The sequence below is a fragment of the Streptomyces sp. WAC 01529 genome (assembly GCF_003945545.1).
GTDB lineage: Bacteria > Actinomycetota > Actinomycetes > Streptomycetales > Streptomycetaceae > Streptomyces > Streptomyces anatolicus.
Map to the genome: position 1 here is coordinate 637,324 of NZ_CP029617.1, position 19,440 is coordinate 656,763.

General features: G+C 68.2%; 15 protein-coding genes. 6 read left to right on the top strand and 9 right to left on the bottom strand.

All coding sequences use genetic code 11. The annotated features are described in order from the left end of the window. Window positions 1-558: 558 nt before the first annotated feature. Entirely contained in the window at window positions 559-1,791 is a 1,233-nt protein-coding gene (locus DMA15_RS02595; protein ID WP_125511034.1) for a cytochrome P450, read from the top strand. 88 nt (window positions 1,792-1,879) lie between these two features. Here DMA15_RS02595 and DMA15_RS36970 read toward each other — a convergent pair whose 3' ends face one another. Together DMA15_RS36970 and DMA15_RS02610 are read right to left on the bottom strand one after the other, a co-directional pair. After that, window positions 1,880-5,275, bottom strand: a complete 3,396-nt coding sequence (locus tag DMA15_RS36970) for a thioester reductase domain-containing protein (protein WP_206302637.1) — start codon at window positions 5,273-5,275, stop codon at window positions 1,880-1,882. 76 nt (window positions 5,276-5,351) lie between these two features. Further along, window positions 5,352-7,244 (bottom strand): non-ribosomal peptide synthetase, encoded by a 1,893-nt coding sequence (locus DMA15_RS02610; protein ID WP_125511035.1) that lies wholly within the window; start codon window positions 7,242-7,244, stop codon window positions 5,352-5,354. Window positions 7,245-7,646: 402 nt separating this feature from the next. Between DMA15_RS02610 and DMA15_RS02615 the strand changes: the two genes are divergently transcribed. Then, window positions 7,647-8,858, top strand: coding sequence for a cytochrome P450 (locus DMA15_RS02615; protein ID WP_125511036.1), 1,212 nt, complete (start codon window positions 7,647-7,649; stop codon window positions 8,856-8,858). A gap of 627 nt (window positions 8,859-9,485) precedes the next feature. Here DMA15_RS02615 and DMA15_RS02620 read toward each other — a convergent pair. From DMA15_RS02620 to DMA15_RS02630, 3 genes are all read right to left on the bottom strand, one after another. Then, a complete protein-coding gene (locus DMA15_RS02620; protein ID WP_125511037.1) occupies window positions 9,486-10,337 on the bottom strand; it encodes an AraC family transcriptional regulator in 852 nt (283 codons plus the stop codon). A 769-nt stretch (window positions 10,338-11,106) separates the two neighbouring features. Beyond that, the gene (locus tag DMA15_RS02625; protein WP_125511038.1) at window positions 11,107-11,784 is read right to left on the bottom strand and encodes a hypothetical protein; all 678 of its coding nucleotides are present in this window, start codon (window positions 11,782-11,784) and stop codon (window positions 11,107-11,109) included. Between the two features lie 611 nt (window positions 11,785-12,395). Next, entirely contained in the window at window positions 12,396-12,773 is a 378-nt protein-coding gene (locus DMA15_RS02630; RefSeq protein WP_125511039.1) for a MerR family DNA-binding transcriptional regulator, read from the bottom strand. Between the two features lie 76 nt (window positions 12,774-12,849). Here DMA15_RS02630 and DMA15_RS02635 point away from each other — a divergent pair, with 76 nt between their 5' ends. Continuing rightward, window positions 12,850-13,578, top strand: coding sequence for an SDR family oxidoreductase (locus tag DMA15_RS02635; RefSeq protein ID WP_125511040.1), 729 nt, complete (start codon window positions 12,850-12,852; stop codon window positions 13,576-13,578). Window positions 13,579-13,978: 400 nt separating this feature from the next. Next, window positions 13,979-14,110 carry a hypothetical protein gene (locus tag DMA15_RS37895; RefSeq protein ID WP_276314319.1) on the top strand — a complete coding sequence of 44 codons (132 nt, stop codon included), beginning with the start codon at window positions 13,979-13,981 and terminating at the stop codon, window positions 14,108-14,110. 62 nt (window positions 14,111-14,172) lie between these two features. Here DMA15_RS37895 and DMA15_RS02640 read toward each other — a convergent pair whose 3' ends face one another. Beyond that, entirely contained in the window at window positions 14,173-14,913 is a 741-nt protein-coding gene (locus tag DMA15_RS02640) for an alpha/beta hydrolase (RefSeq protein WP_125511041.1), read from the bottom strand. Window positions 14,914-15,479: 566 nt separating this feature from the next. On the opposite strand from DMA15_RS02640, the gene DMA15_RS02645 reads away from it, so the two are divergent. Both DMA15_RS02645 and DMA15_RS02650 read left to right on the top strand, forming a co-directional pair. Beyond that, window positions 15,480-15,791 carry a hypothetical protein gene (locus DMA15_RS02645; protein ID WP_125511042.1) on the top strand — a complete coding sequence of 104 codons (312 nt, stop codon included), beginning with the start codon at window positions 15,480-15,482 and terminating at the stop codon, window positions 15,789-15,791. A gap of 160 nt (window positions 15,792-15,951) precedes the next feature. Further along, window positions 15,952-16,641 (top strand): hypothetical protein, encoded by a 690-nt coding sequence (locus tag DMA15_RS02650; RefSeq protein WP_125511043.1) that lies wholly within the window; start codon window positions 15,952-15,954, stop codon window positions 16,639-16,641. Window positions 16,642-16,644: 3 nt separating this feature from the next. Here the strand turns inward: DMA15_RS02650 and DMA15_RS02655 are convergent, their stop codons facing one another. From DMA15_RS02655 to DMA15_RS02665, 3 genes are read right to left on the bottom strand one after another with little or no spacing between them, the layout of a single operon-like run. Next, window positions 16,645-17,676 (bottom strand): NAD(P)/FAD-dependent oxidoreductase, encoded by a 1,032-nt coding sequence (locus tag DMA15_RS02655; RefSeq protein ID WP_125511044.1) that lies wholly within the window; start codon window positions 17,674-17,676, stop codon window positions 16,645-16,647. Next, a complete protein-coding gene (locus DMA15_RS02660) occupies window positions 17,673-18,188 on the bottom strand; it encodes an isoprenylcysteine carboxyl methyltransferase family protein (protein WP_125511045.1) in 516 nt (171 codons plus the stop codon). The genes DMA15_RS02655 and DMA15_RS02660 overlap by 4 nt, the downstream gene beginning before the upstream one ends. A gap of 9 nt (window positions 18,189-18,197) precedes the next feature. Further along, complete coding sequence (locus DMA15_RS02665) at window positions 18,198-19,391, bottom strand: 3-oxoacyl-[acyl-carrier-protein] synthase III C-terminal domain-containing protein (RefSeq protein WP_164551670.1); 1,194 nt, start codon at window positions 19,389-19,391, stop codon at window positions 18,198-18,200. Window positions 19,392-19,440 lie beyond the last annotated feature (49 nt).

Here is a 19,440-nt window from a genome sequence, read left to right on the forward strand (position 1 = left end):
ACCTTATCCACGCGACCCCTGGAACCGCGACCCCGTACAGGGATCACAAGAGGTAAGCAGATTCTTTCGGCAGAGCTGCCGATCTCGTGTTTCTGGCCCAATGACTGTGCTTCCTCACACTCCCCGATCGAGGGCGTGAGGTCTTCTGTGGAGCAATGTATGTCCTCCCCGATATGGGCAGTTGACAGATATTGCCCGCTGCGGGATCCGCGTTGCTGCCCATGCGTCGACGAGTCGGGGGTCCCATCTGTCGCTGGCCGACCTCGCGGAGGAAGAGGACGCCGGCGAAGCCCACCCGGCACCGGCCTACGACCAGCCTGACCTGTCTGACGGGGCGTCGGCGACTACACCAGAAGAACGAGTCCCACAGCTGAAGGCCACGACTTGTTTCCCGGCAAGCCCTTGACGACCAAACCCCACCGAAGAATCGAGGCTGAATTCGGTGACCCAGAATGGGCTGTTGTCGATCGTTGCTCGATATTCGATCAAAATTGCTGCGTCATCTGCCGTCGCCGATGGGGCTGTTAAGGTTACGGAGCGCGATACCGAGCAAACTCCGTGACAGCGAAGGTGATTTCCTTGGTGGACATGCGAGCAGGGTTCGACTATGACAGTCATGACCCGGCGATAGCGGTGGATCCGTTTCCGACCTATGCGAAACTCCGCGAATCCTGCCCGGTGCAGTGGAGCCGCGCCTGGGACGGCTATTGGGTCGCGACCGGCCACCATGAGGTCTCCTCGGCGGCCCGCGATGCCCGGACCTTCCAGACCGCGCAGGACAGGGCGGACGGCACGGTGCAGGGGGTGACCATTCCCTCACTCGGGCAGAGCAACCGGATGATTCCGCTGGAACTCGACTCGCCGGAGTGCCTGAAGTACCGCAAGCTCATCTCCGTGTTCTATTCCCCGAGGCAGGTCGCCGCGCGCGCCGGCGAGGTCCGGCAGTTGGCGGCGGCTTGTATCGACGAGGTGATCGAGCGCGGCGAGTGCGACATCGTTCTGGCGATGACCGAGAAGCTGCCCAGCATTCTGACCATGCGGGACATCGGACTGCCGGACGAGCGGTGGTTCGACATCGACTCCCTGCTCTACCGGGCGCTTTTCGCCGCTCCGCACGATCCGGCGACAGCCCGCGAATGCGCGCAACTCATCTGCCTGGAGCTGGTGGAGGCACTCGACGCGCAACGGGACGGCGACAAGCGGGGACTGCTCGGGCACCTGGCGACCTGTGAGGTGGACGGAGCACCCGTACCGGACGATGACATCGTCTCGATGATGTATTTGCTGCTGCTCGGCATCCATCCGACGTCAAGCGTGACCGCGATCGCGCTCCGTACCCTCGCCCAGCAACCCGAGCTGCGGTCCCGGCTGATGTCCGACCGCTCGATGATCCGCACCGCCGTGGACGAGTTCCTGCGTTGGGTCTCGCCCGTTCAAAGCACGGGCCGGTTCGCCGCCGAGGACGTCGAACTCGGTGGGCAGCGCATCACCCGGGGCGAGCAGGTGCTGCTCGGGTGGGCCGCGGCCAACCGTGACGATTCCGTCTTCCCGCACTCGGACCAAATCGACCTGAACCGCGATGCCGGCCGCCACCTCGCTTTCGGTGCCGGCCAGCACTATTGCGTGGGTGCGGCCATGGTGCGAGAGATGTTCACGGCGATGCTGGAGGAAGTGTTCGACCGGATACCGGACTACACCGTCGCCGATGACGCGGCGATCGAATGGTTTCCGGATCTGACCCCCGTATACGGGATCAAGGCTCTGCCGATACGGTTCACGCCCGGCCGATGAGCCGGGCGTCGTTCATCCCCGGTGCTGTACCGCTGGACGCGGAGCCGGGGACGGGGGATGACCCCGGCTCCGCGTCCCGGGCGGCACGTCAGTGGTTGACGTGGCCGCCGTCCATGGGGCGCCCCGCTGCCATCAGGTTCTTCAGGTCCCGGGCGTACTTGGTGACGAGGTCGCGCGTGAGGCTCGGGATGTCGCCGTGCCCTGTGATGGCGCCGGCCCGGACGGCGGCGCGGAACCGGTCGGAGGGGATGACGGATCCGAGTACCGGGTCCTCGGGCTCCTGGAAGCCGTGCCGGATGGGCAGCGCCGTGTACTGCCGCTGTGCCTCGGGCAAGGCGCGCATCGCCGCCTCGAACCGCTGGTACCACTCGGCGTAGTCGTCCACCCGCTCGATGGCGTGGCCGTCCTGCGCGAGCCAGTCGACGATGGCGTCGAGGGAGACGCCGTCGTCGTGGGGGTTCACGAGGCTGAACGTCCGGTATCCGGACGGGACTTCAGCGGTGCCGCGGCCCCCCAGCGCCACCACGGCGGCGACGGTGAAGTCGACCGGCAGGCCGTCGTAGTGGGCGCGTTCGCCGTCCGCACGGTAGAAGCTGCGCGGCGCGAGCCCGGTGGCGAGCACGCTGAACAGGAGGCGGCTGAACACATCGGTGACGTTGAGCTGTCCGCCGTACCGGCTGTGCGCGAGGACCATGCTGGACCGGAAGGTCGTGACGGGCAGTCCGCACAGGTCGTGCGCCTCCCGCAGCAGCACTTCGCCGGCCCATTTGCTGGCCGCGTACCCATTGGCGTAGCCATCGTCGACGTCCAGGGCCGGTATGGCGACGCGGACGTCGGTGTCCTCGTCGAGGGCCGGTCGGCAGGAGTCAGCGACCCCGACGCTGGAGATATAGGTGATCGGCTTCGCCCGGCGGGTGAGGGCCAGCCGGACGAGTTCGGCGGTGCCGACGACGTTGGCCTCGAAGAGGTACGGGTAGGGCAGGAGGTGGTTCACCAGCGCACCGGCGTGGACGATCAGGTCGACCTCGTCGGCCAGCCGGTCCCACGCCGCCTCGTCGAGGCCGAGCCGCGGTTCCGCCATGTCGCCCGCCACGACCTCGAGATGGACCGAGGCCAGTTCCTCGTACGTCCGCACCAGCTCCGGGTCGCCGCTTTCGAAGGCCGCGTCCAGCCGCTGCCGGGCCGCGGCGGCGTCCTTGCCGCGCACCAGGGCGATCAGCCGGCCGCCGTCCGGCGCCAGGTTGCGCATCCACTCCAGGGCGAGGAAGCGGCCGAGGTAGCCGTTCGCGCCGGTCAGCAGCACGGTGCGCGGCTCCCGCTCGGCGCGGGGCAGCGCGGGGGCGTCGGCGAGGAGGCGTGCGTCGAGGAACTTGTCGAGGGTGAGGTCCTGCGCGTTGACCTTGGTCACGCCCTCGCCGTGCACCGAGGCGAAGGTGGGCCGCCGCACGGCCGTGACTCGGTGAGCAGGGCGCCCGGCGCCCTCGCCGCCTTCCTTGATCTCCACGATGCGGATCGTCATTTCCTTGAGCGTGACCGGTTCCAGGAACAGCTGGATCGGTACGTCGATGTCCAGCTCGTCGCGGAGCCGTCCGACCAGGTGCACGGACGTCAGCGAGTCGCCGCCCGCCTCGAGGTACGTCTTCTCCAGACCGGCGGGCCCGTCGAGATCCAGTGCCTCGATCACCAACTCGGCGACCCTGGCCTCCAGTTCGCCCCCCAGTGCGGGCGCCGCGCTCTCGGCCGGTGCCTGAGCGGCCGGGCCGCGCAGCGTCAGGGCGCCGTGGCTCTCGCCCGCGAACGGGTACGACGGCAGCCGTACCCGGCGCACCTCACCGTCGAGCGTCGGCCAGGTCACCTCCTCGCCGCGCAGCCACGCCTCCCCCGCCGGGTCCCGCACCGGATCCGGGTGGCCCTCGGCCAGTGCCGTGAGCTTGTCCGACGCCTCCTGCACGCCGGTGGCGACCACGTAGGCACGCACGGGCATCCTGACCCGGCCGGTGCGCAGGGTGTGCGCGACATCGGCGAGGGCGAGGGCGGGGGCGTCGGCCTCGCGCAGACGTGCCGCCAACCGCGATGCCGCGAGTGCGAGTTGATGCTCGGTGCGGGCCGACAGCGGCAGGACCGTCGGGCGGGCGTCGGCCTTCGCGCGCGGCTCGCGTGCCGGTGCCTCCTCCACCACCACGTGCACGTTCGTGCCGCCCATGCCGACCGAGGTCACGCCGGCCAGCCGGGGCAGGTCCGGCCTGCGCGGCCAGTGACGGGTCTCGGTCACCAGCCGCAGCGGCGAGTCCCGCAGGGCGGCCATCGGGCTCGTGACGTTCACCGTCGGGGCCAGGGTGGCGTGCTCCAGCATCAGGACCGTTTTGATCAGCGCCGCCACACCGGCCGCCGCGTCGGCGTGCCCGATGTTCGACTTCACCGAACCGAGCGCGATGCCTGCGCCGCCGTCGAGTCCGGCCCGGGCGGTGAACGCCGCGCTCGCCGCCTCCAGTTCGATCCGGTCGCCCAGCTCGGTCCCGGTCCCGTGCGCCTCCACGTACTGCGCCGCCGACGGCTCCAGCCCCGCCGCCGTCCATGCCTCGGTGATCGCGGCCGTCTGCCGGGCCACGCCCGGAGCGGTGAAGCCGATCTTGCCGGCCCCGTCGTTGGTGACGGCCGTGCCCCGGATCACCGCGCGCACCGGGTCGCCGTCGGCGAGCGCGTCCTCCAGCCGCCGCAGCACCAGCACGCCCACCCCGCTGCCCGGCACCGTGCCGGCCGCCTTCTCGTCGAAGGGGCGGCAGCGGCCGTCAGGGGAGGAGGTCCCGCCCTGGTAGTAGACGTAGCCCTCCTTGCGCGGGGCGCCGATGGCGACACCGCCCGCGAGCGCGGTGTCGCACTCGCCGAGCAGCAGGGCCTGGACGGCGACATGGATCGCCGTCAGCGAGGACGAGCAGGCCGTCTGGACCATCATGCTCGGCCCGTCCAGGCCGAGCCGGTAGGAGATCCAGGGCGCCAGGAACTCGCGGTCGGTGAGGAGACGCACCTGAATCGCGCCGAGCGACGCGGCGAGCGCCGGGTCCGTCTCGGCGGCCAGCGCGTGCTCCGTCGAGCTGCCGCCCATGTAGACGCCGGTGCGGGACGGTGCGTTCAGCGGGGCGTACCCGGCGTCCTCCAGCGCCGACCAGGCGGTCTCCAGGAGAACCCGGTGCTGCGGGTCAAGTGCGGCCGCCTCGGTGCGGTTGAAGCCGAAGAGCTCGGCCTCAAAGCGGTCCGCGTCAGCCAGATACCCCTGCACCGGGACGAACGCGGGATTGCGCAGCTCGGCCGGGTCCGCACCGTCGGCGAGCAGTTCCTTCTCGGTGAACTCGGACAGCGAGCAGACGCCGTCGCGAAGGTTGGCCCAGTAGGCGTCGAGGTCGGGGGCGCCCGGGAAGCGCCCGCTCATCCCCACGACGGCCACCGCTTGCTCAAGGTCGTGCTGTGTGGCTTCCTCGGTCGTCATCGCGTCGTGCCTTTCCTGGAACGGAGCTTGTGCAGGGAGGGCCCATACGGTGAGGGGGCCCAGGTCAACTCCACCGTCACCGCCACCCCCCTCCCCCCAAACGCTGGCGCCGTACTCGCAGTGCGCGAGTGCGTCTCGCCGATGCCGCTTGCCCAGCCGCAGCCGAACCCTCGTCCGAGGGCACGCCGTCACGGAGCAGCGTTGCCTGCGCCGCCACCGTGGTGTGCGAGAACAGAGAAACAATCGAGAGCCGAACTCCCGTACGCTGCTCAAGGGCGTTCTGAAGCTCAAAGAGCTTGATCGAGTGGCCGCCCAGATCGAAGAAATTGACGTCGGCCGGAATGTCTTTCCGATTCAACACCTCGGCCCACGCGGCGGATACCCGTCCAGTCGTGTCGTCAGTGGGGGCGGCGGCTCCCCCGTCTGTCTGGGAGTCCGGACAGGTTTCTGCCAGAGCGCCAAGGTGTTTTCGGTCGATTTTTCCGTTGCCAGTCACAGGGAACCGATCGAGCACATGAATCCAGTTCGGAACCATGGCTTGCGGCAGCCTGCTGGCCACATGCTTGCGGATTGATTCTGGAGAAATGTCAGGAGGCGACAGAACGAACCCGACAAGGTGGGTCCGCTCCGCGTTCGTCACTACGGCGGCGTCGGTGACCCCTGGTGCAGTACGCAGATGAGCCTCGACTGCGCCGAGTTCGATCCGATGGCCACGGATCTTGACTTGTTGATCGCGGCGGCCGAGGAATTCCAACTCGCCATCGTCTTTCCGCAGGGCGAGGTCTCCCGTGCGGTACATCTTGGCACCCTCGACGTCTGTGAAAGGGTCGCCGATGAAAGCCTGGGCAGTCGCTCCAGGGCGGCCGAAGTATCCTCGGGCTACCCCTGTGCCGCCGATGAACAACTCGCCGCTCTCGCCGCGTGGGACCGGCTCCAGTTCCTCATTCAGCAGGTATAGGCGGACACCAGGCACCGGCCCGCCGATGGATATCGGTCCAGGTGCCTCATAGCGGCGGAAGCTGGCCCATACAGTGGCCTCGGTCGGGCCGTACTCATTGACCAGGGCGACTGTGCGGCCGAGCAAGGCGAAGTGGCGTTCCACCAATGCCTCAGTCGGCGACTCGCCGGCCACGATGACCGTGTCCAGCGCATCCAGCCGCGTGCCCTGCCGTGCCGCCGCGTCCAGCAATGCGCTGTAGAGGAGCGGTACACAGAGCAGCCGGGTCACCTGCAAGCGTTCCACCAGGCGGGCCAGCCGCTCAGGATCGCGGATTTCATCGGATGCGGCTACGACCAGGCATCCCCCCGCGGTCAAGGTCCCCCACACCCCGGCAACCGAGGAATCGAAGGCCAAGGGGGACACAAGCAGGAAGACTGGAGCGCCGGGATACACCGCGCGGCGTGCCCAAGTGGAAGCGGACAGCTGACTGTGCTCGACCAGGACGCCTTTGGGCTCGCCGGTGCTGCCCGAGGTGTAGATGATGTAAGCGGCGTCATGGGGTGTCACCGCGACTGCCGCCGCCGCGGCCTCTTCCCCTTCTCGAGCGTCCTCCGCTCGAATGACCGGGCATGTGAGCGTGGGCAGTCGGGCAGACGTGCCGTCTGCGACGATCACGGCGGACACGCGCGCGTCAGCGAACACATCAGCGATCCGCTGATCAGGGTGGGCCGGGTCCGCCGGGACGTACGCGGCACCCGCGTACAGGATTCCGAGCACGGCGGCGATCATCGCGTTCGAAGGTTCAACGAGCACACCGATTCGCTCGCCCCTGCCCGCGCCTGCCGCACGGACGGACGCTGCGATGCGCCTGGCCCAAGCGTCGAGCTCGCCATAGGTCAGCTCGGTGCCCCTGCTCCGAACGGCGACCCTCAGCGGATCGCTGCCGGCTATCCGGGCCACGACTCCATGGACTGGGCTGAGTTCCTCGTGTGGAGCGCTCGACACAAAGTTCTGTTCTCGCAAGGTCATCAAAATTCCCACACTAATTCGTCGTCACGGAGATCGGTGTGTCCAAGCAGTTCAGTCCGCAACCCGGCCGGCGTTGCCTACGGATCAGGTACTACCGGTATTGACTCCCGAAAACAGACTGCCGACCGGAGATGATTCACTCTGGCATCCGCTCACCCCAGCGTCAATGCCGAAAGAAGGGCCGGTGAGGGGGGCGCGCAATACGTGTCCAGAAGAGCGCAATAACTGTCAACCGTGCTTTACTGACGACACTTGACTCCAGCTCGGGGACATTGCTAGCTTGTCTCGATATTCCATCGGGCCCAAAATATCTGAAGGCCGACTTCTATCGATCCATCCCCCCTACCCACCAGAAGCCACGGGTTTTCGACTTCTTCGACGCGGTGAACTGGAGGATCTTCCATGCGCACTCTCCATACGACGAATCTTGCTCAGCTGCTCGATCCCGAACATGCGGCGGAGCCATACTCATTCTATGCCGAGTCACTTACAAAATCACCGGTGCAGTGGGATGAATGGATGCAGACCTGGGCGGTGTTCGGCCATCCGGAAATCCTCGATCTCTCGAAAGACAGCCGTCTTTCTGTAGCCAGAATATCGGATTTCTACGAGAGCCTCCCCGCACAGGCCCGTGGCGATGTCACACTATTGGCTCGCACGTTGTCAGACATGATGCTGTTCAATGATCCGCCGCATCACACCCGGCTACGCCGACTGATCAGGCCGAGCCTCTCTCCCCGGCTCGCCCGGGAACTACGCTTTCATGTCCAGGAGTTGGCCGACGCACTGCTCGACAAGGTCCTGCCGAGCGGGCGCATGGACATCATTCACGACTTCTCGGAACCGCTCAGCCGTGGCGTCATCGCGAAACTGGCAGGCGTATCCGACGATGCCACCCACCTCATGGAGAGCTGGCAAGGGCTGTTGCATGAGTTCTTTACCCAGTCCGACTCCCAGAACGCGCGGATACAAGCACTGAGGGAGTCCTTCGACCGCACTGCCGCCGCTCGCCGGAACGGCACGGCCGACGACTTCTTCAGCCGGATGATCAGTCCCCAACTCCGGGCAGCCGACTACACCGAGGACGAAGTCTTCGCCAACCTCCTGCTGCTCATCGACGCGGGACAGGCGACGACCACACATCTGATCGGGAACGCGGTCCTTGCCCTGTTGAACAACGACGAGCAAACTCAGCGGCTGCGCAGAGATCCTGAGCTGATCTCACCCGCCACGCACGAACTGATGAGATACGACAGTTCGGTCCAGTTCACCACTCGGAAGGCGCTCGCCGACATCGACCTGGGTGAGCACCTGATCCAAGCCGGCCAGTCGGTGACCCTGGTTCTTGGTTCAGGGAATCGTGACCCCCGCCGCTACACCGACCCTGACATATTGGATGTCTCCCGACCGGCCGCCGATCACCTGTCGTTCGGGCACGGCATCCACTACTGCCTGGGCGCCTCACTGGCTCTCACCGAGATCGACGTCGCGCTGCGGGCGCTGCTGCGTCGGACCACCAACTGGAAGTGCGAGGTGGCGCAGCCCCAGTGGCTCGAAAGCATCAACTTCCGCTTCCTCGCTTCCCTTCCGATCACTTTTGAGGAAATCGCCTGAATGCGGCATTCGCCTCGGCCGAGGAGAGTTCCTTGGGACATGTTGACGGCGCGCTACCGCTGACGGAGCAGCGGCTCGCGTTGATCCGGAGTCGTGAGTTGGGCGACAGCGGGCCGACCCGTAACGCCGACCTTCGCGTGATCGCGGACACCGACACCCGGAGGCGCGTTTTTGAGGATGCCGTGCAGCAACCGGCGGACCGCCGGTTCGACCTCGGCCAAGCACCGTTGCTGCGAGTCCTTCCCGGGTGTCGCAGGGTTGATGGCAGGTCAGGCTGGTCGTAGGCCGGGGCCAGGAGTCAACTGGCTTGGGGGCTGAAGATGACTGCTCGCCGCCCGTGCCCGCCTACGCCGGGGCCGCCAGAGGAGTACGCGGCCCGGCTTGATGCCACTCCGGACCTAAAGGCTTGCCCCGCCTGCTGAACGCTGGACGCATTCCGAGCCGCCTGCCGTGATCATTTCGGTGAGGTCGCGACATTCCCCGCTTCCGGCCCCACTCAAGATCGGCACGCCCTTACGCCGAAGACCGACGACCCTACAGACCCCGGGGGACTCGTCCGACAGGTGTCTGCTGCCTTCTCCGCCACCATGTCCGCTGGGGCCATGGCCCGTCGTCATGTGTCGGCGTTCAAGGAGAGGGCGGACACTGCCCCCGCTGCCGGTACTCCGAGGGCGAGCAGCCCATGTGCTTCCTGAACACCCGCGCGAAGTTCTCCGGGTTCGGGAAACCACAGAGCCTGCCGACCTGGGATATGGGGTCGCTGCCCGCTGTGAGCAAATGACGGGCAGCATCGATGCGTAACCCGGTCAAGTACCGCATGGGCGTCTTCCCCGTGGTGACAGAGAATCGGCGCAGAAAGTGGTAACGGCTGAGACGCGCTTCTCTGGCCAACTGGTCGAGTGTGATGTTCTCGGACAGGTGCATCTCCATGTAGGCCTGCAGGGTGAGCAGTTGTTCCGGGCTGAGGCCCCCCGTGCCCGGTGATGCGGGACGGAATGGATGGAGCAGGTGCTCGGCCAGGTAGTGGGCTGCACTCAGGGCATAGCGCTCTCCTGCACCTGTCTTTCGGGCGTGAAGTATCGCTTGCGCCATGGATGCGACATGTGGATCGAAGGCGCGCAGTGTCTGCAATTCCGAAACATCACGGACAGGGGCGGCGGAGTGTGTGTCCAGTGCTCGCTGAAGGAATTCTACGGAAAGCTGTATATAGACGACTTCGAATGGGAGAAGTCTGGGCGGTGTCCTGCTGAGCCGGATCAGGTTGTTGGGCGCGACCCGGCAGACCTCTCCAGGCGTGAGCGTGGTACCCCGCCAACCATGACTGTCTCGACGTTCAATTTGACACACACCTCGTATTGGCGTGACGATGCCGAACCACTGATCCGACAATTGGTATGTCCAGGCGCCGCTGTCGTGTCCAGCGGATTGCTCTTCCACAACGAGTTTCAGACAGGATTGGTCTTGCCACGTAATGGTCACGTAGTTCTCCCTTGCGTGGGTCGGAGAAACGAGGAGTGACAGGCGCCAGGTTCGTCATACTTCGAATCGGGCCGGAAAGAATGATCTTCTGCGTCACGCAACGGTCAGCGACACGTTATTGGAGCTGGTGCCCACTCTGGTTCACGATTTATTTCGGCGTTCACCGCCGCCTCGTACGGGAGGCTCTCTCCTCGCCAGTTCTCCCCCAGCGCCGCCAGCCGGTGCGGACGTCCCGCGATGCCGGGAATTGGTGCGCGTGTGAGGTGAAGGGTCAGCTGGTACGGCTGGTCAGCCGGAGAAGTGCGTCAGCTCGGTGACCGTGAAGGTCAGGTCGTCGGTTACGCAGGCCGGTGCGGCGGTGCTGCAGCTATCAGCCGGGGCGGCGGTCGTCGCGGCGCCGGTGAGGGCCAGCGTGCATCTAGATCTCCATGGTGCGGAAGTGGTTCGTTCAACGGGTTCCTGAGATGACCGCAGCTTGTTCGGTGATCCGTCCCGCCCGCCACAGATGACGACCACTACGGGACGCCGGAACGCCGAAACGTGTCCTGACCAGCACAGACTTCGTGGGCGTGGAACGGGACGCCGGGACGCCGGTTGCCGAACGCTCTCCCCCAAGCTGCTCCGACCAGCCGGACGACCACCGGTCCGAGGATGACCACGAGACGAGAGACATGAGCCGTGCCCATAGGGCGCAGACAAGCGGGTGGATCTGCCTCACTTCGGTTCCGGTCGGCGAGCCCCGGCCGTTGCGCCGGGGCTGTGCGCAACGCTACGGATCCGCCGGCTTCGAATCGTCGCCGTGCGGTGGACACGGCCGCGTAGCTCGCACGGGGGAGCGGCCGTCGGAGTGCTCGTGCGGGGCGAAGCCCGCCTTGTTGCCGTTCTTTTTGACGTAGTCCCACTTCGCGGTGGGGGCCGCCGCGTTCCAGGAGTCCTCCGCGCTGGAGTTGAAATCCTTGATGCCATAACCGCCGGCTTCCGCATTGTCGAAGCCGGCCAGGGCCAGCTTGCCGCGGACGTCCCCCAGCCTGGGAATGCCCGCCTTGCCGTTCCCCTTCACCGAGTCGGCATAGAAGAGGCCGGGGTACTCCTTCACGTAAGTCTCGTGCGCGTTGGCTTTGAGGAAGTTTCGCGTCTTCTTGAAGACGTCGCCGTAATTCCCCTTCGTCTCCACGTAGTTACCGCCGTGGACGGACAGCGTGTCGTGAGCCCCTGGGACGGACACGTCCGACGGCATGGTGTTGCTCGCGACGCCCCACATCCGCTCGTTCCGCTCCGGTGCGCCGAGGTTGTGGTAGGCGTCATCATTGGTCGACCCGGCCGCCCCAGCGGCGGTCGGGGTCAGCAGCGCCGCGCCGAGCGCGCCACAGACCGTCATCAGGTGTGCCAGCGGGCGGGACCGTCTGCGCGATCCGGCGCAGGCGGCGCGAGGAGTGGGGCCGGGCATGGGACTCCTGTCCAAAGCGGGGCGTTACGCGGTACAGCGTGAGATCCGCCGCTCACGTTTCGCTTACGTTTCGCTCACACTCCGAGCACACGCCCCGCACCGACCTGACACCCCGCTACCCCGCGTTCAGTCAGGCCAGCACGGCCAGCACCCGCCGATGTCCGTCGTCGCTCGGCGGCAATCCCAGCCTGGGGAGGGCGCCGAGTCGTCGGCGCCATGCGGGTACTGCCGCCGTCAGCGCGCTCGCCGTGACGGTGACCGCGGAGGGCGCCGAGGACTTCAACTACGCGGCGTTCTCCGGCGGCACGGTGCGCTTCGACGAGGTGTCAGGTTCAGCCCCCGGCGCTTCTCACCGCCGTCGGCTGCTCTTCTGTCGGCACGGCATCCTTCCCCAGCACTGCCGTCCGACCCAACCGATCCCCATCCGTCGTACCGGCCGTCCTCACCCGGCTTGACCGCTGGTTCTGTGCAGCGCTTGATTCGTGCCGTCGGGCCCTCCATGAGTGCTGGCCCGGCGGGAAAGGCCTCCTGTTCGTCGAACAGCCTGTGGTGCTGGGTGGGTGATCGGTGGTGACCGCTGCAGGAGGATGAGGCGTGTGGACCGATCGCGGCTACGGGTGCGTGTCCGTGATGGCGATGACCTCGTCCAGGTGGTTCAGGGCGGCCCGTAGGTCGTCGATCTTGGCCTGGATGCGCTCGCGCTCGGCGCGGAGCATGGCGCGTTGCTCGGCGTCGGTGTGTCCGGAGTCCCAGCACGGCAGGAGTTCGTTGATCCTTCGGCTGGTGAGGCCGGCGGCGTACATCTGCTGGAAGAAGCGGACCAGGGGGATGGCGTCCGGCCGGTACAGGCGCTGGCCGGACGGGCTGCGCTCGGCGATGAGCAGCCCTTGCTGCTCGTAGTAGCGCACGGCGCGCACGGAGACACCGGCTCCTCGTGCCACCTCGCCGATGCGGATCAGCCGCTCGGCTGCGGCCGCTGTGACGCTCATGGTGATTCCTCTCACCCCTGGCCCCGACGGCCGGCACTTGCCTCTGACGCTAGCGTCAGGTTTTAGCGTACCGGCCATGGACATCAACAACTCAGTTGCCCTTGTCACCGGAGCCAACCGCGGCCTGGGCCGCGCCTTCGCCCAGCGCCTGCTCGAACGGGGTGCCCGCAAGGTCTACGCGACGGCTCGCCGGCCCGAGACCTTGGACCTGCCCGGGGTCGAGGTGCTGCCCCTCGACATCGCCGATCCCGCATCCGTGAGGGCCGCAGCCGAGGCCGCCCCGGACATCTCGCTGCTGATCAACAACGCGGGGATCCAGACGGGGACCGACCTGGTGACCGGTTCGCTGGACGCGGTGCGGCACGAGCTGGAGACCAACATGTTCGGGCACCTGGGGGTGATCCGGGAGTTCGCACCGACGCTCGCCAGGGAAGGCGGTGGCGCGATCGTCAACGTCCTCTCCGCCATGTCGTGGTTCGGGGGCAAGGGCGCCAACGCCTACCACCTGACCAAGGCCGCCGCCTGGGCCATGACCAACGGCGTCCGCCTGGAGCTCGCCGAGCAGGGAACGCTCGTCACCGCGGTACACCTCGGCCTGGCCGACACCGACATGGCGGCGGGCTGGCCCGTGGACAAGATCGCTCCGTCCGATCTGGCCGACGCGGCGCTCGACGGTGTCGAGGCGGGCGCCGCCGAGGTCCTCGCCGACCAGTGGAGTCGGGACGTCAAGTCCCGACTGCCGCTGACGCCGGAAGAGTTCAACGCCGCGATGGACCGCGCCTTGGCGGCGCTGACGGCGGCCTGAAGAGCCCCTCGGTTCGCACGGGGCACATGCGGCGCATGGGTTGACGTGACCACCGCGATTCGTAAGCAGATGGGCAGAGGGGCCGGTGAACGTGGGTGGCGGACTAACCGCACTCCCGGCCGGGATGGGCCCCTTCTACGCCTCCAGCGCCGTGGGCAGCGGGGCCGCCGGACCAGTACGAGTCGCTCCGCTTCACGTCCGCGGGTTGCCGCACCGTCGGGCGCGCAGCTGGATCGTGCTCGTCGACAGACCGAGAGGTGTCAGCAGAAGGCTGCCCTGGGCGTTGGCCGAGGCGAGGACGTTCCACCTGGGGGCTCACGGCCATAGGGTCCAACGTCATCGCCACCCTGAAGGGGGCTTCGCCGTCGCCCCGGGGATCGCCGCGATCGACCTGGCGGTCATGACGCGCATGCCGGACACCCAGCGGCTGGGGTTCGGGGCGTACGGCAAGTGGGCCCGCCAGGCCATCGAGTCGGGCCCCTGGCAGCAATCCGAGGACGCACTGCGGTTCTCGGCATCGGCCAGGACGTAGCCTTTGCCGGCTGCTTCCTGGCCAACACGGCTAACGTCCGCTGGTGGCCCGACAGTTCGGCGTCACTTCAGGTGGCGGGTGAAGAACTGGGCCGCGGCCTCCCCCGCGAACTGCGGGACGCCGGTGTGCCCGCCCATGTTGGCGTGCAGCGTCTTCTCCCTGGAGCCGAAGGCGTCGAACAGGTTCAGGGCCGCCTGCCGGTCGTTCCCTTCGTCGTCCCACTGCAGCAGGACGTGCAGAGGGATGGTGACCTGACGGGCCTCCTCGAACATGGCGCGGGGGATGAAACTCCCGGCGAACAGAACAGCGGCCGAGATGCGTGGCTCGACCGCCGCCAGCCGGGTCCCGATGGAGATCACTCCCCCCGAGTACCCGACCGGGCCGCCGATCTCGGGCAGCGACAGGAGGGCGTCCAGGGTGGTCTGCCATTCCGGGACCGCCTTGTCGACCAGGGGGAGGATGAGGGCGTCGATGATCTCGTCGCTGACCGGGGCACCGGCCTCCATAGCCCGGCGCAGGTCGGCTAGGGCCTTCTCGGCTGCGGGCAGGCGGGGCCGGTCGCCGCTTCCGGGGAGTTCGATGGTGGCCGTGGTGAAGCCGTCCGCCGCGGAGTGCCGGGCTCGGGCCACCAGGCGGGGGTAGGTCTTGCGCAGCCCGAGAGGAGGGGGGCCGAGCAGGATCAGCGGCGCCGGTGCGGATGCGGATGTGGATCCGGGCGTCCATAGGATGCCGGGGATCTCGCCGAGGGTGAATTCGCGCTCGAGGACCGCCTCGTCGAGGCGCTGTTCAGAAGTGAATTGCATGGTCGTGCCTTTCGGAGTGCCATGGAACGGCGCTCCCGGACGACCTATCGCCCGACCGTGACCCTGGAGGGGAGCACCCATGTCGAAACGTTCACGGGTACCACCTCCTCGCTCTCTTGCCCGGCCTCCAGGAACGTAGCAGTGGCTGCCGTCGTTCCGCCAACGGGTTCTTACGGAGGCTCTGTGGCCGGACACCACGGCGTCGGAGTCGCGCCTGCCACCGGTCGGGAAGCGCACGTCCGCCACCGATTCGAGCACCGAGAAACCGGCGACCAACCGCGTCCGGCACAGCCTTCAGCGACCTGGAACGCGGCCAACGTGTCGGTGACGAGCCCGTAGACGACGCGGTGCGGCGGCGCCTGCGCTCCCCCGACATTCGGACCGCAAGGGCCTCCTCGTGCGCACCGTCCAGCACGCGGCCAGCGCCTACTCCACTTGGCGAAGGGGATCACTCGCACAGATGTCCGCAGGTGCCGCACCGTCACAGATCAGTCACGCCGCCCCCGGTGCCCACAGAAAGCGGGCAATCTGCGGCCCACCATCCACCCGCACCCAAGGGACCCCACATGCTCAAGCGCGCCGCCTGGACACTTCTGCCCGTCATCACCGCCGGGCTGCTCTCCTTCGCGCCGTTCCTCTACCTCACGCTCACTCGCCGCACTGCTCGTGACCGCTTCCTGCTCGGTGTGTTCGCCGCGGGAACCGCGGTCGAGGTAGTCATCCTTGCCCTGGTCGGAGCGGACAAGGTAGAGGGCGCCCCCGACTTCCTCGGCGGCGTCTACATCGTCGTCCTCGCCGCTGTCGCCGCCATCATGGCGTGGGTCGAGATGCGCCCCGGCAAAGAAGCCGCCGCCCTCCCCGGCCGCGCCTACCTCTAACCCGCGACCGAGCGCCGTCCAGCCGCCGCAGCCTCCGGCGTCGTGATGGTCGGGGGGCAGGCGCGCCGCGTGAGCCCGTTCTGCGTCCGGGCAGCGCCTCGACGCGTCCTCAAGTGCGCAGCCGCTGTCGGTTCATGATCACGATGGATAGGCTCTGTTCATGTCACGCGCACGCCTCGCACTCCTCCCTGCCGTCGCACTCGTCGGGCTGGTCGCCCTCACCGCCTGCTCCTCCAGCGGTGACGAGCCGGACTCCGCCTCCAGCACTCAAGGCGGCGACAAGCAGGTCTCCCCTCCGGCTCCGAAGCCGATCACGAAGGCCCTCACTCAGGCCGACCTCACCCAAGCGGTGCTGGGTGACGGCGAGGGGCTGCCGGGGTACACCGTGCACGGCACCAAAGAGGTGACGGACGGGCAGTACTGCGGCCCCGCACAAGACGACTCCGTCCCGAAGGGGTGGGTCCGGGGCAGTGACGCCTCGTACGAGTACAACGGCTCCACGCTCAACATGGCCGACGTGCACATCTGCCTCTTCGGCACGGCCAAGGACGCGCACAACGCCTACCTGGCGTGGAAGGGCGCCGAGAAGAGCATGGAGCAGCCCGCGAAGCCGCCGGTCGGCGATGAGAGCACGCTTGTGATCAACCCTGGCGGCAGTGAGGACAACGTCTACGGCTACAGCCGCTCGGGGAAGGTCGTCATCCGCGTGCAGGTCGATGGCAACACCGGTGGTGACCCCTCGGGGGCGCGGGCCATGCTCGGCGCGACGTTGACGCGTCTTCAGCAGCTCCAGGACGGGAAGCCCGCCTCGGCCACGGTCGCGGAGGAGCAGGCCGCCGCAGCGAAGTAGGTGTCATGCCAGGGCGTTCACCGCTGCCGCGAACAGGCGCGGCAGGCGTGCGGCCGTGGGCATGATGTGCGGGGCGAGCACGGGTTGTTGCCGGGCCCTGATCAGGAGGTCGGTCAGGAGCCGGTGGCGGCGCGTCGCTCGGCTCCAGTCGCTCTCATAGCGATGCGGTGTGCCACGGCGCAGGTTGGCGATCAGTGCTTCGGCGCCGGCAAGGGCGAGGGAGACACCCTCGCCGGTCAGCGCGTCGATGTATCCGGCGGCGTCGCCGACCAGCAGTACCCGCCCGTGGGCGCGGGTGCGGGCTCTCTGACGCAGTGGCCCCGCGCCTCGCACCGCCGTGACGGCCGTCTCCGGGGCGAGGCGCGCCGCCAGTTCGGGGAAGCTCTCCAGCTGAGTGGTGAAAGGGGCTCGCCGGGTCGTCAGCAGGGCGACGCCGAGGAGTTCCGGGCCGAGCGGGGTGACGTACGCCTCCGCGTGCGCTCCCCAGTGCACCTCGACGTAAGGCGACCACGGGGGCACCGCGTAGTGCCGACGCAGTCCGTACCGGGGTGTGCCCCGGGTCCTCACCCCCAGTCCGAGGGAGCGGCGTACGGGTGAGTGCAGGCCGTCCGCGGCGACCAGCCACCGGGCGCGCAGTCCTGTGCCGGGGACGGTCACGCCCGTGGCGTCCTGTCGTACTTCCTCCACCCGCAGAGGCAGTACGGGCACCCCCGCGTCCAGGACGGCCCGGTGGAGGGCGCTGTGCAGGCCGGTGCGGCGCACGCCGAGGCCGGGGCCGTGCCGGAACGCGGCCTGCACTTGGCGGGGGCCTTGGATATAGCGGATGCCGGTGAGGGGCTGGCCGGGGATCTCCAGGCCGAGGGCGGTGAGGGCGCGCACGGCGCTGGGCATCAGACCCTCACCGCACGCCTTGTCGACCGGTATCGGGCGTGGCTCGGCGATGACGGTGTCGAGGCCGGCGCGCGCGGCGTGCAGGGCGGTGGCGAGGCCGGCGGGTCCGCCCCCGGCGATCAGCAGGTCGTGGCCGCCGCTCACGCGGGCACCGCTTGGCCGAGGGCCGTGTTCTCGCAACGGATGCGTACGGTGAGCAGCACCGCGTTGGCGACGGAGAACACCGCCGCGGTCAGCCACGCGGAGTGCACCAGCGGCAGGGCGGCGATCTCCACGACGACCGCGACGTAGTTGGGGTGGCGCAGGAAGCGATAGGGCCCGGCACCGACCAGGTGTGCTCCGGGAACGACGATCACCCGGGTGTTCCAGTACGGCCCGAGTGTGGTGACGCACCACCAGCGCAGGGTCTGCGCCAGGAGGACGAGCGCCAGCATGGGCCACCCCAGGGCGGGCAGGAACGGCCGGGCGGCGAGCGCGGGTTCGAGCAGGCAGCACGTGAGCAGGCCCAGGTGCAGGACGACCATGGCCGGATAGTGGCCCTGGCCGTGCTCCACACCTCCCCTGGTGAAGGCGCGTGCCGCGTTGCGTCGGGCGACGACCAGCTCGACGAGGCGCTCAGCGGCGACGGCGAGCACGAGAAGCGTGTACCAGGTCATGGGCCTCACTCACCAGCGCAGTAGGACGAGTTCGGAACAGAATCCCGGCCCCATCGCCAGGAGCAGCCCCCACGTGCCGGGCTCGGGCCGACGGGACTCCCGGATGTTCTGCAGGATGTGCAGTACGGAGACGGAGGACATGTTCCCCACCGACGCCAGGGAGCGCCACGTGGGGTCGAGGGCATCGTCGGGCAGGCCGAGGGTGTCGGTGACCGCGGAGAGGATTTTGGGGCCTCCCGGGTGGCACACCCAGGTTCCGATGTCGTCGACGGTGAGGCCGTGTTCGGCCAGGAAGGCGCGCAGGTGCCCACCGAGGTGGTCCCGCACGACGCCGGGGACCGCGGCGTCGATCACGACACGGAATCCGCCGGCGCCGATGTCCCATCCCAGGAGTTGTTCGGTGTCCGGGTACAGGCGGCTGCGGGTGGCGACGACGGAGGGCCCCGCAGGCTCCGGTTCCGTGCCGCCGTGGGCTGTGCCGCTGCCGGTTGCGCCATTGCCGGTTGTGCCGCAGCCGACTGCGCCGCTGCCGCGTGCGACGAGCGCTGCCGCACCGTCGCCGAACAGGGCGCCCGCGACGAGGTTGGCGCGGGAGTCGTCGCGCTGTTGGAGCGTCAGCGAGCACAGTTCGACGGTGAGCAGGACAGCGGTGTCGTCGGGGTGCCCGCGCAGGTAGTCGTGCACCCGGGCGAGGCCGGCGGCCCCCGCCACGCAGCCCAGGCCGAAGACGGGGAGTCTCTTGATGTCGGGCCGCAGCCCTATACGCCCGGCCAGCCGGGCGTCGAGCGACGGAGCGGCGACGCCGGTGATGGAGGCGCACACCAGCAGATCGATATCCGCCGCGTCCAGCCCCGCCTTCTTCAACGCGCCGGTGAGAGCCTCCTCGCCCAGTTCGAGACCCACCTTCAGCCACGCGTCGTTGCTCTGCCCGAAGTCGCCGAGGCCGGTGTGCGCCTCGATCGGCAGGGCGAGATGACGCGTGCGTACACCGGCGGATGCGTGCAGACGGCGCAGCAGAGCACGGTCCGCCCCCGGGGGCAGGCACAGGTCACCGATCGGCTCGACGAGGTCGTCCTGGGGGTAACGGTGCGGGGGCAGCGCGGTGTGGACGGCCGCGATCGTGGTCGCCACGGCGGGCGCTGACGTCCGGACCGGGACAGCGGACAGGGAAGCGGCGGGGTCGACGAGCACGGGGACACGCATGCCGGTAATGCCTCCCGCACCGGCGGCACTGATTACCTTGCCCACGTGT

Coding starts and splice junctions, on each gene's coding strand:
- DMA15_RS02665 (WP_164551670.1), bottom strand. CDS start 19,391: ATGCGTGTCCCCGTGCTCGTCGACCCCGCCGCTTCCCTGTCCGCTGTC.
- DMA15_RS02635 (WP_125511040.1), top strand. CDS start 12,850: ATGGACATCAACAACTCAGTTGCCCTTGTCACCGGAGCCAACCGCGGC.
- DMA15_RS02610 (WP_125511035.1), bottom strand. CDS start 7,244: ATGACCTTGCGAGAACAGAACTTTGTGTCGAGCGCTCCACACGAGGAA.
- DMA15_RS02645 (WP_125511042.1), top strand. CDS start 15,480: ATGCTCAAGCGCGCCGCCTGGACACTTCTGCCCGTCATCACCGCCGGG.
- DMA15_RS37895 (WP_276314319.1), top strand. CDS start 13,979: ATGACGCGCATGCCGGACACCCAGCGGCTGGGGTTCGGGGCGTACGGC.
- DMA15_RS36970 (WP_206302637.1), bottom strand. CDS start 5,275: ATGACGACCGAGGAAGCCACACAGCACGACCTTGAGCAAGCGGTGGCC.
- DMA15_RS02625 (WP_125511038.1), bottom strand. CDS start 11,784: ATGCCCGGCCCCACTCCTCGCGCCGCCTGCGCCGGATCGCGCAGACGG.
- DMA15_RS02630 (WP_125511039.1), bottom strand. CDS start 12,773: ATGAGCGTCACAGCGGCCGCAGCCGAGCGGCTGATCCGCATCGGCGAG.
- DMA15_RS02650 (WP_125511043.1), top strand. CDS start 15,952: ATGTCACGCGCACGCCTCGCACTCCTCCCTGCCGTCGCACTCGTCGGG.
- DMA15_RS02640 (WP_125511041.1), bottom strand. CDS start 14,913: ATGCAATTCACTTCTGAACAGCGCCTCGACGAGGCGGTCCTCGAGCGC.
- DMA15_RS02615 (WP_125511036.1), top strand. CDS start 7,647: ATGCGCACTCTCCATACGACGAATCTTGCTCAGCTGCTCGATCCCGAA.
- DMA15_RS02660 (WP_125511045.1), bottom strand. CDS start 18,188: ATGACCTGGTACACGCTTCTCGTGCTCGCCGTCGCCGCTGAGCGCCTC.